This is a genomic window from Flavobacterium sp. RSP15, from assembly GCF_003968755.1.
GTDB lineage: Bacteria > Bacteroidota > Bacteroidia > Flavobacteriales > Flavobacteriaceae > Flavobacterium.
On the sequence record NZ_RYDL01000011.1, the window covers coordinates 1 to 16,941 of the forward strand.

The 16,941-nt window shown below is 37.2% G+C and carries 13 protein-coding genes; 6 read left to right on the forward strand and 7 right to left on the reverse strand.

Annotation, left to right across the window (positions count from 1 at the left end; translation table 11 throughout):
• The first annotated feature begins 1,141 nt into the window (after nt 1-1,141).
• Nucleotides 1,142-1,447, forward strand: coding sequence for a GIY-YIG nuclease family protein (locus EKM00_RS11340; RefSeq protein ID WP_126516256.1), 306 nt, complete (start codon nt 1,142-1,144; stop codon nt 1,445-1,447).
• 126 nt (nt 1,448-1,573) lie between these two features.
• Entirely contained in the window at nt 1,574-2,566 is a 993-nt protein-coding gene (gene dusB / locus EKM00_RS11345) for a tRNA dihydrouridine synthase DusB (RefSeq protein WP_126516257.1), read from the forward strand.
• 114 nt (nt 2,567-2,680) lie between these two features.
• Here dusB and EKM00_RS11350 read toward each other — a convergent pair whose 3' ends face one another.
• Nucleotides 2,681-3,880 carry an ABC transporter permease gene (locus EKM00_RS11350; RefSeq protein WP_126516258.1) on the reverse strand — a complete coding sequence of 400 codons (1,200 nt, stop codon included), beginning with the start codon at nt 3,878-3,880 and terminating at the stop codon, nt 2,681-2,683.
• A 3-nt stretch (nt 3,881-3,883) separates the two neighbouring features.
• Nucleotides 3,884-4,276: a 30S ribosome-binding factor RbfA gene (rbfA, locus tag EKM00_RS11355; RefSeq protein ID WP_126452046.1), complete on the reverse strand. Its 393-nt coding sequence runs from the start codon at nt 4,274-4,276 to the stop codon at nt 3,884-3,886.
• Between the two features lie 553 nt (nt 4,277-4,829).
• On the opposite strand from rbfA, the gene EKM00_RS11360 reads away from it, so the two are divergent.
• Genes EKM00_RS11360 through EKM00_RS11370 form a run of 3 tightly spaced genes read left to right on the forward strand, consistent with a single transcriptional unit; the run spans nt 4,830 to nt 9,555 of the window.
• A complete protein-coding gene (locus EKM00_RS11360; protein WP_126516259.1) occupies nt 4,830-7,667 on the forward strand; it encodes a carboxypeptidase-like regulatory domain-containing protein in 2,838 nt (945 codons plus the stop codon).
• 10 nt (nt 7,668-7,677) lie between these two features.
• The gene (locus EKM00_RS11365; RefSeq protein WP_126516260.1) at nt 7,678-9,033 is read left to right on the forward strand and encodes a DUF5689 domain-containing protein; all 1,356 of its coding nucleotides are present in this window, start codon (nt 7,678-7,680) and stop codon (nt 9,031-9,033) included.
• A 60-nt stretch (nt 9,034-9,093) separates the two neighbouring features.
• The gene (locus EKM00_RS11370) at nt 9,094-9,555 is read left to right on the forward strand and encodes an FKBP-type peptidyl-prolyl cis-trans isomerase (protein WP_126516261.1); all 462 of its coding nucleotides are present in this window, start codon (nt 9,094-9,096) and stop codon (nt 9,553-9,555) included.
• Between the two features lie 58 nt (nt 9,556-9,613).
• On the opposite strand, the gene EKM00_RS11375 is transcribed toward EKM00_RS11370, so the two are convergent.
• Complete coding sequence (locus EKM00_RS11375) at nt 9,614-11,797, reverse strand: glycoside hydrolase family 97 protein (protein WP_126516262.1); 2,184 nt, start codon at nt 11,795-11,797, stop codon at nt 9,614-9,616.
• 596 nt (nt 11,798-12,393) lie between these two features.
• Here EKM00_RS11375 and hflX point away from each other — a divergent pair.
• Entirely contained in the window at nt 12,394-13,644 is a 1,251-nt protein-coding gene (gene hflX, locus EKM00_RS11380) for a GTPase HflX (RefSeq protein ID WP_126516263.1), read from the forward strand.
• Nucleotides 13,645-13,873: 229 nt separating this feature from the next.
• Here hflX and truB read toward each other — a convergent pair whose 3' ends face one another.
• The 4 genes from truB to EKM00_RS11400 form a co-directional block, all read right to left on the reverse strand.
• On the reverse strand, nt 13,874-14,575 hold the full coding sequence (truB, locus tag EKM00_RS11385; RefSeq protein WP_126516264.1) for a tRNA pseudouridine(55) synthase TruB: 702 nt from the start codon (nt 14,573-14,575) through the stop codon (nt 13,874-13,876).
• Nucleotides 14,576-14,581: 6 nt separating this feature from the next.
• Complete coding sequence (locus tag EKM00_RS11390; RefSeq protein WP_126516265.1) at nt 14,582-15,403, reverse strand: undecaprenyl-diphosphate phosphatase; 822 nt, start codon at nt 15,401-15,403, stop codon at nt 14,582-14,584.
• A gap of 69 nt (nt 15,404-15,472) precedes the next feature.
• Nucleotides 15,473-15,715 (reverse strand): DUF3098 domain-containing protein, encoded by a 243-nt coding sequence (locus EKM00_RS11395; RefSeq protein WP_126455479.1) that lies wholly within the window; start codon nt 15,713-15,715, stop codon nt 15,473-15,475.
• A 71-nt stretch (nt 15,716-15,786) separates the two neighbouring features.
• On the reverse strand, nt 15,787-16,662 hold the full coding sequence (locus tag EKM00_RS11400) for a cell division protein FtsX (protein WP_126516266.1): 876 nt from the start codon (nt 16,660-16,662) through the stop codon (nt 15,787-15,789).
• Nucleotides 16,663-16,941 lie beyond the last annotated feature (279 nt).

Consider the following 16,941-nt stretch of genomic DNA (forward strand, 5'->3'; position numbering starts at 1 on the left):
CGCAAAGACCCCAACCAGTCATTGCGAGCAAAGACCAAACACAAGTCATTGCGAGGAACGAAGCAAACCCACTAAAAAGAGCACACAAATTGAGCAACAAAGTGAGATTGCTTCGTTCCTCGCAAAGACCCCAACCAGTCATTGCGAGCAAAGGGAAGCAAACCCACTAAAAAGAGCACACAAATTGAGCAACAAAGTGAGATTGCTTCGTTCCTCGCAAAGACCCCAACCAGTCATTGCGAGCAAAGGGAAGCAAACCCACTAAAAAGAGCACGCAAATTGAGCAACAAAATAGGATTGCCACGTTCCTCGCAATGACCCCAACCAGTCATTGCGAGCAAAGACCCCAGCCAGTCATTGCGAGCAAAGCGCAGCAAACCCACTAAAAAGAGCACAGCAGTGGAGCAACAAAGTGAGTTTGCCACATTCCTCGCAGAGACCCCAACCAGTCATTGCGAGCAAAGCGAAGCAAACCCACTAAAAAGCGCACACAAGTTGAGCAACAAAGTGTGATTGCCACGTTCCTCGCAAAGACCCCAACCAGTCATTGCGAGCAAAGAGAAGTAAACCCACTAAAAAGAGCACAGCAGTTGAGCAACAAAATAGGACTGTCACGTTCCCCGCAAAGACCCCAACCAGTCATTGCGAGGAACGAAGCAAACCCACTAAAAAGAGCACACAAATTGAGCCACAAAGTGAGATTGCTTCGTTCCTCGCAAAGACCCCAACCAGTCATTGCGAGCAAAGACCAAACACAAGTCATTGCGAGGAACGAAGCAAACCCACTAAAAAGAGCACAGCAGTTGAGCAACAAAATAGGACTGTCACGTTCCCCGCAAAGACCCCAACCAGTCATTGCGAGGAACGAAGCAAACCCACTAAAAAGAGCACGCAAATTGAGCAACAAAATGGGATTGCTTCGTTCCCCGCAAAGACCCCAACCAGTCATTGCGAGGAACGAAGCAAACCCACTAAAAAGAGCACGCAAATTGAGCAACAAAATGGGATTGCTTCGTTCCTCGCAAAGACCCCAACACAAGTCATTACGAGCAAAGCGCAGCAAACCCACTAAAAAGAGCACAGCAGTGGAGCAGCAAAATAAGATTGCCACATTCCTCGCAGAAACCCTAATATTTAAACTATGAAACCAGGATTTATCTATATCATCACAAACAAATACCAAACGGTAGTATACACAGGTGTTACTTCAAATCTGCCTCAAAGAATTTTGGAACACAAGGAAAAAAGATACCCTAACTCATTTTCCGCGCGATATAATGTGAATGTATTAGTTTATTATGAACAATTTCAGTGGATTGGCGATGCGATAGCAAGAGAAAAACAAATAAAAGCTGGTTCAAGAGATGCGAAAAATGCTTTAATTCGTTCTATAAATCCAACTTGGAAGGATTTATTTGAGGAAATAAAAGATATAATGACAGAATAGCATCTTTAAAAACACGGATTAGGAAAGTCCCGAATTCGTAAACTAACCGCTTTAATAAGAAGTCTTTCTGCCTTACTCTTTCTTCTATTCAGCTAAATGTCGTAATTTTGAAAAAAAATAAGGACGATGATCAAGATTGGCAACATAATATTACCTGAATTCCCTTTACTTCTCGCACCAATGGAAGATGTGAGTGATCCGCCTTTTCGCAGATTGTGTAAAGCGCACGGTGCCGATATGATGTATTCAGAATTTATTTCGTCTGAAGGATTGATTCGGGACGCCATCAAAAGCCGCATGAAATTAGATATCTTTGATTACGAACGCCCCGTTGGGATTCAGATTTTTGGTGGAGACGAAGAAGCGATGGCCATGTCCTCTAAAATTGTTTCTACCGTAAACCCGGATATTATTGATATCAATTTTGGATGTCCCGTAAAAAAAGTAGTATGCAAAGGTGCCGGCGCCGGAGTGCTTAAAGATATTGATTTAATGATTCGGTTAACAAAAGCAGTTATTGCAGGTACCCATTTGCCGGTAACCGTAAAAACCCGTTTGGGTTGGGACGATAACTCGATTAATATTGATGAAGTAGCAGAGCGTTTGCAAGATATTGGTGTTGCCGCTTTGAGCATTCACGCCAGAACTCGTGCCCAAATGTATAAAGGCCATTCCGACTGGTCGCATATTGCCCGAGTTAAAAATAATCCAAGAATCACGATGCCTATTTTTGGTAATGGCGACATTGATTCTCCAGAAAAAGCATTGCAATATAAAAATGAATACGGTATCGATGGCATTATGATTGGTCGTGCTGCCATTGGTTATCCTTGGATTTTTGACGAAATCAAACATTATTTCAAAACGGGAGAACATTTGCCAAAACCTACCGTTATCGATAGAGTAGAAGCCGTTCGCAATCACCTCACTTGGGCCATGGAATGGAAAGGAGAACGCTTAGGAATTGTAGAAACGCGTCCGCATTACACCAATTATTTTAAGGGAATCCATTCTTTTAAAACCCACAAGCAAAAATTAGTTACACTAGATCGTCCTGAAGAATTATTCGCTTCTTTGAATGAAATCGAAGAAGCGTATGCGGGATATGAGTTGGTTTAAGCAGTATATATTAATCAACTTCTACCGCCAATTCGCTAATTTATAATAGCTTATTAATTAAACATCTTTGCTAAATCTAAAGAGTAATTTTTTTAAAAATTAGCGGTAAAAAACTTACTCCAACAACTTCTTGCTCACCCGACTACTTGCAATTAAGGATGCAATAAAGCCAAGCGTAATAATCGTCCCCATAACAATAAGTACATTTTCGAGAGAGAAAATCACAGGATAAGCCAGTGTAGGAGTAATCATTACAAGCTGAAAATTTTCTTGAAGTAGTACAATTATAATCCCTAAGGTTAGCCCAATAATTCCGCCAAAAACACTCAATAAAGTCCCTTGAAGCAAGAATATTTTTCGCAAATTTTTGATTTCAGTTCCCAGATTGAATAAGGTTTTTAGATTTCCTTTTTTGTCTAAAATCATCATGATCAATGCGCCAATTAAGTTGAACAGTGCCACAACAATCACCAGAGTAAAGATTAAGTACACGGCAATATTTTCAGTATTCAACATTTTATAGAGCGAGTCGTTAAGTTGAGCCCTATTTTTTACGGTAATTTTATTCTTAAAAATAGTTTGAAGTTGATTTATAATAGCAGTTTCATCAGCACCCGTTTTTGCTTTGATTTCAATCCCGGAAACCTGATTGGTTTTGTATTCCAATAGTTCCTGCGCCAAACCTAAATCAGCAAAAACATATTTAGAATCTAAATCTTCGCTAATGGCGTAAATACCAACCGGAATTATATCCGTTTTGTTAAAAGCCTGTTCTTGATTTTCAATCGTGCCTTTTCCGGCTTTAGGCACCATTACTTCCAAATGATTATTAAAATCCAATAATCCCATCGAGAATTTCTGAGCAATTCCATACCCAACAACTACTTGATAGGTGTCAGGTTTAAACCATTGCCCATTGAAAAGTTTGGAGTCAATAGCATTTACTTTGCTAAAATTAGCATCAACCCCTTTTAAGTACGTAACTTGTTGTTTTCCGTCAAAAGTAAATAAAACACGCTCTTCGATGATTTTGGTATACCAAGCAAGACCGTCTATTCTTTTGATTTGGCTTTCCTGATTGGGAGAGATCAAAAAGGATTTTCCTAAAGTACTGCTCAATTTTAAATCCGGATCGATGTCATTGGTAAACGAAAGACTAAATACTTTTAGCCCGCTAAAAACGGATAAAACCACAAACAAAGCCATTGCACCAACAATAATTCCCATGCTGGCAATGCGATTGATGATGTTTATAGCATTGTTTTTACTATTGCTGAGGATGTATCGTTTGGCTATGTAGAGGGAGAAATTCAAACTTTATTGGAATCTGCGTTTGTCTAAAAGATCCCTGTTTTCTATAGGATTATCTCTGTTGGCTAACGCATTGTCAATTTTTTCAATGTAATCTAAAGAGTCGTCAATAAAGAAAACCAAATTAGGAACTTTTCTTAATTGTAAACGAACGCGTTGTGATAAATCATGTTTTATAGTTTTAGCATTGGACTTCACCGCCTCTAAAATTTCTTTGGCTTTGTCCTGAGGAAAAACGCTTAAATGTACTGTCGCCACTGATAAATCTGTAGTTACAGTAACTTTGGATACCGAGATAATTAAATTAGCTACTCCATTTTTTCTCACTTCACCTTGCAGAATATCAACCAAATCTTTTTGGATAACCCCACCTATTTTTTTCTGTCTATTTGTTTCCATAGTGCAAAAATACTACTTTTAAGTTTTATCCCGAAGTTTCAGGACAAATTTTAAAAGTTACCTGACAATTGGGGTATTTTTAGATGCCTTTTCTGAAGAATAAAAAAGACTTTCCCTTTTATCAGGTCTTCAAATCGATAAACTCGCTAGCATTGAAGTAAAAACAACAGACAAATTTTGAATAAATAAGCTTGAGATCCTTTGAAACGAATGAAATTTTCAACTAAAATCGAGATGTTTTTTTTATGTTTTTTATTTTTAGCCTAAAGGGGAATTTATTTTTGAAAATCAATATGTTAGTATTTTTTTGTACATTTAACATTATAATTCGTTCGTGACAACAGGCTGAATTTTAAATACCACTTTTTTCAGCATTATAGTAGTAAGGTTTTATACCATTTTTCCAAAATTTATTTTTAATTGTTTTCAAAGTTATTCCCTTTCGGATGACGCTTTCTATGTTTTAGTTCAACCGTTGCAATTCATTGTAACGGTTGAACTTTTTATTGGAATTTATAATTTTTATTAAATAGAACCCTCATCGTTTGAATATATGAATAATTTTTACGTAGCTTTTTTTTTCATGGTTCATCTAGGATGCATTACAGCACAAAATAACACAGGGTTTTTTGGAAAAATCATCGATTCAAAAACGCAAATTTCGTTAGGTTTTGTGGTGGTCAGTGTTCAAAATACGACTTTAATGCAACTCACTAAAACGGATGGTAATTTCAGTTTTGATACCGTTCCCACAGGAAATATTTTGCTTCTGGTACACAGTCAGGGTTTCAAAGATGGCTTGTATCCCGTTGAAATTACCGAAGGACAAATGCTGGATTTGGGAACCATATCTTTAGAACAAGACCAATCCATAGAGCAGCAAAACAGTATCATCACACTTATTGAAAGTGATTTTGGCGAAGACAACAGCAGTTCCGAAAGTACTTCCGGACTCTTGCAATCCTCCCGAGATGCTTTTTTGCAAGCTGCCGCTTTCAACTGGGGACAAGCTCGTTTTAGAGTTCGGGGATTAGACAGCGAACATTCCACAATGATGATCAATGGCGTTTCGATGAATAAAATTTATGACGGCAGACCGCAATGGGGTGCATGGGGCGGATTGAATGACGCGCTACGTAATCAGGAATTTACCTTGGGAACTGCCCCTTCGGATTATACGTTTGGGGGTATTTTAGGGACACAGGAAATCAATATGCGAGCCTCTATTTACAGACCAGGTTCTCGAATTTCATTTTCTGGGACCAATACCAATTACAGTTGGCGCACCATGGCTACGCATGCTTCCGGAATGAATTCCCGTGGCTGGGCTTTTGTAGTTTCGGCAGGAAAGCGCTGGGCGCAAGAAGGGTATTTTGAAGGCAGCAGTTATGATGCGAATTCCTTTTTTATAAGTCTCGAAAAAAAAGTAGGCGAGAAGCATTCGTTGAATCTCACGGCACTGTACACCCCGAATTCCAGAGCCAAAAATTCCCCTAATACAGCTGAAGTTACCCAATTGACAAACGTAAAATACAATTCGTATTGGGGTTTTCAAGAGAATGAAAAAAGAAACGCTCGCATCAAAACCATTGAAGAACCCATGATAATGCTGAATCATTATTTTAAAATCAATGATAAAACCAATTTGAATTCGAGTGTGACGTATCAATTTGGAACAATTGCCAACAGCAACATCGATTATCAAAATGCGAATAGTCCTGATCCAACGTATTATCGAAATATGCCCAGTTATTACAGCTCTCTTTATGCGCCGGATAATGGAGAATTCTCGGGTGCATTTACTCCGGATTATGAAAATGCAGAAAAAAGTAAAGCGGAATTTTTAGCCAATTTGCAAATTGATTGGACCGCATTGTACCGAGCCAATCAAAATCCGGTTTTGGATGCTAATGGAACAATTACGGGCTACGAACCCACAAAAAGCAAGTATGTTTTGTATGAAGATCAAGTAGAAGATCAGACAGCGGTGGCCACAACAAATTTGAGTGCGCAACTGTCGGAAAATATTTTTTTGAATGCAGGAGCATCTTTCAAAAAACTAAAATCGCATAATTCACAAAAATTGTTGGACTTGCTTGGCGGTTCCTATTTTGAAGATGTCGATGCTTTTTATAGTGGAAATCAATCCCAGTCTGATTTGAATAGTCCCGACCGTCAAGTAGTTGTTGGGGATACGTACGGATACAACTATAATTATTTTGCCAATACTGTAGAAGCGTTTACCCAATTCAAATTCACCTACAACAAAGCGGATTTTTATCTGGCCCAGCATTTTTCTACTGCCAATTATCAAAGGGAAGGTCTGTACAAAAACGGAATTTATGAAACCAATTCCTTCGGGAAAAGCGAAAAAATAGCATTTGAAAACTTTGGCTTCAAAGCCGGATTCAATTTCAAAATCTCCGGCAAACAGCTGGTGACTTTTAATGCGGCGCATTTAACCAAAGCACCTTCTTTGAAAAATACGTTTGCGAATTCCCGATTGAATAATGTGATTGTAGACGGAATTGAAAGTGAGAACATCAGCAGTTTGGACGCCAGTTACATCTATCGTTCCCCAAAACTCAAAGCCAGACTAACTGCGTATTATTCCTTAATTAAAAATGCTACTCAAATTTCCTTTTTTTATGCCGAAGGAATTTTTGATGATGGCTCCGGTTATTTAAATACCGATGCTTTTGTGAGTCAGACATTAACACAATTGAATAAGAAAAATGTAGGGGCTGAATTCAGTTTGGAATACCAATTAAGCCAAACATTTAAAACCACTTTTTCGGCCGCTTTCGGGGAATATACGTATGACAGTAATCCAAGAGTGACTTTGACAAACGATGCTGAAGCAACTCCAGAAAATACCAGTCCGGTTTTTGATTTTGGAACAGCTTCCCTCAAAAATTATAAGCAAGCGGGAATGCCACAACGCGCGTATTCCGTGGGAATTGAATATCGAGATCCAAAATATTGGTGGATTAGCGCCAATGTAAATTACCTCACCAACAGTTATATTGATATTTCTCCTATTTCCAGAACCGAAATATTTTATAAAAATCCCGCAAGCGGTTTCAATTTTCCAGAGGCAACGGAGGAACGGGCTACAGTACTCATAAAACAAGAAAAATTTGATCCAACGATGTTGCTCAACCTTGTGGGTGGAAAATCATGGAGAATTTACGGAAAGAATGTTGGGATTTTTGCCAGCATCAATAATGTACTCGATGTTACCTATAAAACGGGTGGTTATGAACAAGCCCGAAACGCAAATTTCAGACAAATTAATCAAGATGTTTCCAGTGGCACGCCTTCTTTTGGACCAAAATATTTTTACGGATACGGAAGAACGTATTTCGTCAATCTTTATATCAATTTATAAATTAAAGCACATGAAATCAATATTCTGCAAACCGGTTCTATTTTTACTGTTGACAATCACTTTCAGCAGTTGCGTAACGGATGAGGTTGTGGCTCCAAAACTCATTTGCACCCAGCCGGATTTAGTTGTAAATAAAACAGTTAACGAAGTTCTTGCTGTTGCGAATGCCATTGTAACACAGTATAAATACGAGGATGTCATCGAGGCGTATGTGGTTTCCAGCGATGAATCGGGAAATTTTTTCAAGTCGATTTCCTTTCAGACTTTGGCAACAGCCACAACGCCAGCCATAGGATTTAGCGTTCCTGTGGATGCTACCAACTTGTATATTGACTATAGATTGGGCAATAAAGTATATATAAAATTGAAAGATCAATATACGGATATTTCATTTGGCGGGATGCGTATCGGAAGTATTTTTGTGAATTCCTATAATGAAGGTGGCGTGGGGCGACTTTCACAAAATGAGTATAAAAAAGTGTTGAATGCGTCGTGTAGGAATGTAAAGGAGGAGGTTTTGGTTCGGTCGTTAACCATGGCGGAACTGCTGAATGATTCTAATTTGAATACGTTGGTCGAATTGTCTGATGTTCAGTTTTCAGCTTTGGCCATAGGGCGTCATTATTTTGAGGAAACCAATAATGTGGGCGGTGCGACAAATTGGGGATTAGTAGATAAATTAGGCAATCAAGTCTATTTTAGAACGAGTAGTTTTTCTGATTTTTCGACTAAAGTTGTTCCCGATGGGAGCGGAAAAGTAAGGGGTATTTTGACGAAATACGGAACGGATTACCAATTATTGCCGCGTTCCGAAAAAGATGTGGTGATGACTGGAAGCAGAGCTGTTCCTTTTTTCTCTCAAGATTTTGAAAAAGTTGTCGATAAGTCGAATTTGAGTCTTCCCGGCTGGGCAAATATGGTTCAAAAAGGAACACTTTTCTGGAAAGGCACCGTTTATTCCGGTAACGGGTATGCCGAGTTTGCCATTAGCGGAACTAAAGTTGTTTCGAATGTGGCTTGGTTGATTTCGCCAAAAATTGACATGGATGTTCATACGAAAGAAGTCCTTACTTTTAGAAGCGCTCAGCATCATTTAGACGTTGATTCCCAGTTAAATTCCTTGGAAGTGTATGCTTCCAGTAATTTTGACGGATTGAATTTTGCAACTGCCACTTGGATTCCCTTAATGGTTAATTTGCCCAAACAAGCCACGCCTTGGTATCAATTTATAGGAAGTGGCGCAGTAGATTTATCTGCATACCAAGGTAAAATCAGCATTGCTTTTAAATATACAGGCTCCGGAAAAAATCTGGCTTTGGATGGCGCTTTTCAAGTAGATGACGTCCAGATTTTTGGTGATAAATAATTTTTATAAAAGGCTTTGCTCGAATTACTATATTTGCAGCATTAACGTTTAAATTAAATTATGAAATCTACTTTATTAGCCTTAATTTCTTTATTATTTGTTTCTTGTTTATCGGATAACGAAGCATCTAAACCTGTTGATTACACGGTTCAAAACGAAAAAGAAATCGTGGATTACATTGCGAAAAATAAATTGACTGCCACAAAAACCGATTCAGGATTGTATTATGTGGTTAATGAATCGGGAACTGGCGTTCAACCAACAGCTTCATCTAATGTAACAGTAGCCTACAAAGGATATTTTACTAATGGAAATGTTTTTGATCAAAGTGATGCTTCAGGCATTTCATTTGGTTTGAACCAAGTGATAAAAGGATGGACAGAAGGTATTCCCTTTTTTAAAGAAGGAGGAAACGGAGTTCTTTTAATTCCTTCTCATCTGGGTTATGGAAGCAACGGTAGTGGACCTATTCCAGCAGGATCTGTTCTTGTTTTCAATGTTAAACTGATCAAAGTAAATTAGTTAAAGACTATTATAAATTCACAAAAGGCTATCTTTTCGGATAGCCTTTTGTAGTTATTTACTTTTTGATTTCGACAATACTTATCGCATAACCTCCACCGGGAGCACTGAGTTGTGCCAGTTTTGATTTGTTAGTCACCGTCATTTTACGAATCGTATACGCTTGTGGATTGGTTTTATAATGTGCCTCTTTTGCATCAGCATAAATAGTGGCAACATATTTTTTTCCTTTTTCCAAAAAATCAAATTTGATGGTTGATGTACGAGAAGTATCGCCATTTACATTACCAATAAACCAATTGTTCGTCACTTTTGCTTTACGCGCAACAGTAACATATTGACCAGGTTCTGCTTCAAGGTATTTGCTGTCAGACCAATCTACGGCTACATCTTTGATGAACTGAAAAGCATCAGGAAAACGATCGTAATTTTCCGGTGTATCAGCCGCCATTTGTAAGGGACTGTACATCGTTACGTACAATGCCAATTGATTAGCAATTGTACTGTTTACATGGGAGTTGTTGTCCTTGTTCATTTTACTCAAATCCATTTCAAAAATTCCAGGCGTATAATCCATCGGTCCGCCCACTAAACGGGTAAAAGGCAACACTGTCACGTGATTGGGTTTAGAACCACCAAAAGCTTGGTATTCTGTTCCTCTTGCTGCTTCGTTACCAATTAAATTGGGATAGGTTCTTGAAATTCCCGTTGGACGAACCGCTTCGTGAGCATTCAACATAATTTTATATTCGGCTGCTTTTTCCAAAGCATATTGAAAGTGATTGACAATCCATTGGCTGTAGTGGTTTTCGCCTCTTGGCATAATATCACCTACATAACCACTTTTTACAGCATCGTATCCATTGTCTTTCATAAACTGATACGCTTTATCCATGTGGCGCTCATAGTTACGCACAGATCCTGAAGTTTCATGGTGCATCATCATTTTAATACCTTTTGATTTGGCATATTCATGCAATCCTTTGACGTCAAAATCCGGATATGCAGTCAGAAAATCAAAAACATAATCTTTGGAATGACCAAACCAGTCTTCCCAACCTTCATTCCAGCCTTCTACTAAAACGGCATCAAAACCGTGTTTAGCGGCAAAATCAATGTATTTTTTTACATTAGTGTTGTTGGCACCGTGTTTTCCATTAGGTTTCGCTTTTGAAAAATCACTAACGCCAAGTTGTACCGTTGGAAATTCATCCGTATACGCCCAAGAACTTTTTCCAGTGATCATTTCCCACCAAACACCTACATATTTAACGGGTTTTATCCATGATGTATCTTCAATTTTGTTTGGGTCATTTAAGTTCAATGTCATTTTTGAAGCCAGAATTTCTCTTGCGTCATCACTAACAATTATTGTACGCCAAGGCGTATGATTTGGAGCCTGCATATATCCTTTGTCTCCTTTGGCATCTGGTGTTAACCAAGATTCGAATACCATATTTTTATCATCTAGATTCAAATGCATACACGAATAATTGATTAATGCTGCTTCATGTAGATTGATATACAATCCATCTGCTGTTTTTAGCATTAGCGAAGTCTGTACTCCTGTTGTCGAAAAAGACTTTTGAGAAACATTTGCGGTAGTTGCTTTTTCTGATAAACCTCGGATTTCCGATAATTTTGATGTGGTGTAATCGTATTCTTGAGTGTCATAATCACCCGGAATCCAAAATGCAGTATGATCTCCTGTCATGGCAAACTGAGTTCTTTCTTCTTTAATTACAAAATAAGTAAGGTTTTTTTGCGAGGGAAATTCATAACGAAATCCTAAACCATCGTCAAACAAACGGAAACGAATCACAATCTTTCTGTCTGTTTCTTTTTGATTTAAGGTTACTGCCAATTCGTTATAATGATTGCGAATGGAAGCTACTTCTCCCCAAACGGGTTTCCAGTTTTCATCAAAAGTGGCTGTTTGGGTATCTGTTATCGTGAAATTATTTAACAACGAATTTTTATCAAAAAGCAATTTTTTTTCAGCGGGATTAGTACTATATGTCAAATCATACAACATTGTTTTTTTGTCGCTTTTTAGTTCGAGACCCAGTTTACTAGGTTTTATAACGACGTTATTTTTGTAGCTCAAAGTGTAACTTGGAGTGCCATCACTTAACAATGAAAAATCCATTGTGAATTTTTGGTTGGGTGATTTTAATTGTTGTGCCGCAACGTTACTCAAGAACGTTAAAGTGAATAGTAGTGAAAAAAGATAATGCTTCATTTTTATTGAATATAAATTACTAATTGATTTTTGGTTTTATAATTCGGCTTGATTTTTATGAAATCGTTTTATTTAAAACAGTAACAAAATTGTAGTTATCGCTGCAATTTCTTAAAAAGTAAAAGTAAACTCTTTATTGTTTATTTCACACTCTTTCCAGTGGAATAAAATTTGGAATGATGTACTGTTTTGTTCAATTTAATTGATAGTAGGTCAAAATTAGCGCCGAAACTGTTTTCAAATGATGCACTTTATTAAAATAGAACTAACATTTAATGTGTGCGAGGCAAGAATAAAAATTTTTAAAATAACTGCAAATTCGGCAAATTTTTTTAGCCACGAATTATCCGAATTTTCACTGATTTTTTAAAATCAAATGGTGATTTGTGGCAAAACTTTTCTCGTTCTGGAGTTAAATAGCAGTTTCATCTGCAGAAATACAGGGCTGAATTTATTTTATTCGCAGGAAAACATTTCAGCAGTATAATTTTCGGATCGACCAAAAAACTATCATTATTTACGGCTTCTAATTTTTTATAAACCCAGAACTCAATAAGTCCCTTACAAATCATTAAATTTGTAACTTATTCAAAAATATGTTAGAAAAAGAAGTAATAAATTTCGAAAAGACGGCTATAGTTGGTATTGTAACTCAAAACCAAAGTGAAGAGAAGCTGCGCGAATATCTTGACGAATTAGAGTTTTTGACTTTTACCGCAGGAGGGCAAGTGGTGAAACGTTTTTCGCAAAAAATGGAACGTCCTAATCCCAAGACTTTTGTTGGTACCGGAAAAATTGAAGAGATTCATCTTTTTGTAAAAGAAAATGATATCTCGACTTTGGTATTTGATGATGAATTATCACCTTCACAACAAAAAAATATATCTAAAATCATAACGGAATGTAAAATTCTGGACAGAACGCACCTTATCTTGGATATTTTTGCGCAACGTGCTGAAACTTCGTACGCCAGAACGCAAGTAGAATTAGCGCAATGTCAATATTTATTACCAAGGCTTTCCGGAATGTGGACGCACCTTGAACGCCAAAAAGGGGGAATTGGAATGCGTGGTCCCGGGGAAACGGAGATTGAAACCGACAGACGTATTGTTCGTGACCGAATCGCGTTATTAAAAGAAAAAATAAAAACCATCGACAAGCAAATGGGTGTGCAGCGCGGCAATCGTGGCGCTATGGTTCGTGTGGCCTTGGTGGGATATACTAATGTGGGGAAATCAACCTTGATGAATGCCGTTGGCAAAAGTGATGTTTTTGTAGAGAATAAACTTTTTGCTACGCTGGACACCACCGTCCGAAAAGTAGTTATTAAAAACCTGCCTTTCTTGCTTTCGGATACGGTAGGATTTATCAGAAAATTGCCAACACAATTAGTTGATTCTTTCAAAAGCACGCTGGATGAGGTTCGTGAAGCGGATTTGTTATTGCACGTAGTTGATATTTCGCATCCTGAATTTGAAGATCATATTGCATCCGTAAATCAAACTTTATTGGATATTAAGGCAAATGACAAACCGGTAATTATGGTTTTCAATAAAATTGATGCATACAAGTATTTGACTATTGACGAAGATGATTTAATGACCGAAAAAACGCCAAGACACTACACGCTGGAAGAATGGAAATCGACTTGGATGAGTCGAGTAGGAGAGGAAAACGCCCTGTTTATTTCGGCTACCAACAAAGAAAATTTTGAGGAATTCAGAGAACGTGTTTATGAAGCCGTACGTCACATTCACATTACCCGTTTTCCGTACAATAAGTTTTTATATCCGGATTATAAAGACGCAGTGGAGAAAGAAGACAAAGACGCGGAAGAAATGGAATAATTTTCTCCAAAACATAAAATAAACCAATCCCTTTTGAAGTTTTAAGAGGGATTTTTTTTGGGCATGCCCCCAGCTGTATCAGGTTGTACGCTGCACAACAAGTTCTCATAAAACGTGGCTGAACGAAGTAATTAAAAAAAGATATAATTAGGGATGAATTAATTTGGAAATTATTCTTGTTTTGAAAAATGCAACTAGGATTACTATTGGGTTTGAAAGTCTCAAAACACTAATTATTGGAGTCTAAACTATTTTCAAAAACAGTAACAGCTACACCATTCTTTACATCATAATCGCCAATTTTGGTTCGGCGTAAAGCCGTTAAGTGCGAACCAGAACCCATGGCTTTTCCAAAATCAAATGCCAAGGAACGAATGTAAGTTCCTTTGCTACAAACTACTCTAAAGTCTATTTCAGGAAGTGCAATTCTGGTAATTTCAAATTCGTGAATCGTTGTTTTTCTGGTGGCAATTTCAACAGTTTCTCCTGCTCTGGCATGTTCATACAAGCGCACGCCATCTTTTTTTATAGCCGAATAAATAGGGGGTTTTTGATCTATTTCGCCTAGAAACTGTTTTAGGGTATCATGGATTAAAGCATCATCAATATGATCTGTCGAGAAAGTTTGATCGATCTCCGTTTCTAAATCATACGAAGGCGTAGTCGCTCCAATGTAAAAAGTTCCGGTATATTCTTTGGCTTGACCCTGAAGTTCAGTGATTCTTTTGGTGAATTTTCCGGTACAAACTAACAGTAATCCGGTTGCCAAAGGGTCTAACGTTCCAGCGTGACCTATCTTGAATTTTTTTGGCAGATTCAGTTTAGTGATTAATGCCCATTTCAATTTATTCACCGCCTGAAAAGAAGTCCAGTTCAAAGGTTTGTCAATCAGTAAAATTTGTCCGTTTTGGTAATCTTCGGCTGTCTTCAAAAGGAATTATTTAGAATATGAAAAGTAGATCAATAAAAAGATACCTACAATTATTCGGTACCAGCCCCATGGTTTGAAACCATATTTTTTGATAATTTCAATAAAAAATTTAATTGCTATAATGGCAACGATAAAAGCCACGACATTACCAATCAGGAATAATTGGATGTTTTCGTTAGACTTTAAAATCAATTCATAGCCTTTCATTTGTGAAGTTTCGTAGGTTTTCAAGAACACAGAATAGCATGTTACCGCCATCATTGTTGGCACGGCCAAAAAGAAAGAGAATTCTGCCGCAGCATGCCGCGTTAATCCTTGTTGCATTCCCCCAATTATCGAGGCAGCGGAACGACTTGTCCCCGGCATCATGGCTAAACATTGCCAGAAACCAATAATTACAGCTTTTTTTACAGTAATATCTTCTTCTTGAATGACAGTGGGGCTTTGAAAACGACTGTCAATAAAAAGTAGAATTACACCTCCGATAATCAATACGATCGCAATAGGAATAGGATCTCCAAGAACGGCTTCAATCGTTTCGTCAAATAACTTTCCTAAAACCAGTGCTGGAATAACGGCATAAATGAGTTTGAGATAAAATTTGATGGCGATACTTCTGGAGGAAAAATCAAAAAATTTCTTCCAATATAAAGCTACAACGGCTAAAATGGCTCCGAACTGAATAGAAACCTGAAAAAGCTTCACAAAATCATCTTCTTGAATTCCAAAATAGGAACTTAGGAAAACCATGTGGGCTGTGGATGAAACGGGAAGATATTCTGTTAATCCTTCGATTATGGCAATTAAAAAAGCTTGTAATGTATTCATTATAGCGTGATCAGTGTTCTGTTTTTAGTAGTCTGTTAATCAGTATTGTAACTTATAATGCGTCACTGTTTATTGTTTTTTTGGGCTTTTGAGAATGGCATATATAGTTATGCCAAAACCAATTAAAACAGTTGTTGGCGCAAGTCGAATTCTTCTAAAATTGAAGATGTCTTCGCTAAATACATTTGGATCATCACTTCCTCCGCCGGCCATTAGAACAAATCCCAAGGCAATTACACCAATCCCGATTAAGAGAATTTTATAATTTATTTTGTCAAAAAGAAATTCTGGTTTGTGGTTGTTGTTTTCCATTTTATGAGATTGATTTAAACGCTGAATGGTGAGAATTTGAGTAAACAAATAGCCAAATCAACGAGTAAAAATTAATATAAATCGTCTGTTCTTAAATTCAAGAACCGTTGTGTTGCAAAATGCGTGCTTAACCAGGTAATTAAAATACCAATTCCTAGAACACTCAATAAAACAAGTCCAATTAATGCTTTGTCTTCTAATATGCCAAGATTTGGAAAACTGGTTTCTATATAAATCAGTACACCAGTCAAGGCTATTATGGCTAAAAAAGCTCCAATCATGCCCAGTTTTATACTTCGCATTACAAAAGGTTTTCTGATAAATGATTTGGTAGCACCTACCATTTGCATGGTCTTAATGATGAATCTGTTAGAATGTATGGACAAACGCAGCGAACTATTGATCAGTAATACGGCAATAAAAGACAAAAAACCGCTGATTATCAAAATCCACATGCTTACTTTTTTGATGTTGTCGTTCACCAGATTTACTAATTGTTTGTCATACACAATATCGGAAATCATAGCGTTTTTGCGTAAGCTAGCTTCGATTTTTGTGATGCTGTCCTTTATTACATAATCTCCTTTCAGGTGAATGTCATACGAATTTTGCAACGGGTTTTCTCCCAGAAATACCAGGAAATCCTCCCCTATAATATCGGTATGTTGTTTTGCAGCAGCTTCTTTGGTTACATAATCGTATGATTTTACAAAGTGACTTGCTTTTAATTCAGTTCCAAAAGCTTTTAATACCGTGTCATTGGCTTCGTTTTTGAAAAAAACGGTCATAGCAATATTTTCCTTGAAATCGTTCGCTAATTTTTTAGAATTTATAATGAAAAGACCCAATATTCCCAACAGAAATAAAACCAAGAATACACTTAGCACTACTGAGAAATAAGAGGAAATTAAACGTCGTTTTTGGAAATTATCAAAGGAAGAACTCATAGTTTACTGAAATTATTGGGTAAAAATAACAAAGAATTTCTTTATTTAAAGTTAATAACGCTCAAAGTTTCAACTTTCGTACAATAAACGTAAATTTGCGACCTAAAAATAGTCATCGTAATAAAAGGTAGAACCTCAGTTGCTCATTTGTTCAGAACCGCATAAAAAGGACTTGAGTGCGCGACAGCATGACTCCATTAAAAAACAATAAAAAAGAGGAATGACTTGAGTGCGCGACAGCATGACTCCATTAAAAAACAATAAAAAAGAGGAATGAAC

Bases quoted from the DNA above. Each gene is read 5' to 3' on its own strand.
- EKM00_RS11370 (WP_126516261.1), top strand. From the start codon at position 9,094: ATGAAATCTACTTTATTAGCCTTAATTTCTTTATTATTTGTTTCTTGT.
- dusB (WP_126516257.1), top strand. From the start codon at position 1,574: ATGATCAAGATTGGCAACATAATATTACCTGAATTCCCTTTACTTCTC.
- EKM00_RS11375 (WP_126516262.1), bottom strand. From the start codon at position 11,797: ATGAAGCATTATCTTTTTTCACTACTATTCACTTTAACGTTCTTGAGT.
- rbfA (WP_126452046.1), bottom strand. From the start codon at position 4,276: ATGGAAACAAATAGACAGAAAAAAATAGGTGGGGTTATCCAAAAAGAT.
- EKM00_RS11400 (WP_126516266.1), bottom strand. From the start codon at position 16,662: ATGAGTTCTTCCTTTGATAATTTCCAAAAACGACGTTTAATTTCCTCT.
- hflX (WP_126516263.1), top strand. From the start codon at position 12,394: ATGTTAGAAAAAGAAGTAATAAATTTCGAAAAGACGGCTATAGTTGGT.
- EKM00_RS11360 (WP_126516259.1), top strand. From the start codon at position 4,830: ATGAATAATTTTTACGTAGCTTTTTTTTTCATGGTTCATCTAGGATGC.
- EKM00_RS11390 (WP_126516265.1), bottom strand. From the start codon at position 15,403: ATGAATACATTACAAGCTTTTTTAATTGCCATAATCGAAGGATTAACA.
- EKM00_RS11365 (WP_126516260.1), top strand. From the start codon at position 7,678: ATGAAATCAATATTCTGCAAACCGGTTCTATTTTTACTGTTGACAATC.
- EKM00_RS11395 (WP_126455479.1), bottom strand. From the start codon at position 15,715: ATGGAAAACAACAACCACAAACCAGAATTTCTTTTTGACAAAATAAAT.
- EKM00_RS11340 (WP_126516256.1), top strand. From the start codon at position 1,142: ATGAAACCAGGATTTATCTATATCATCACAAACAAATACCAAACGGTA.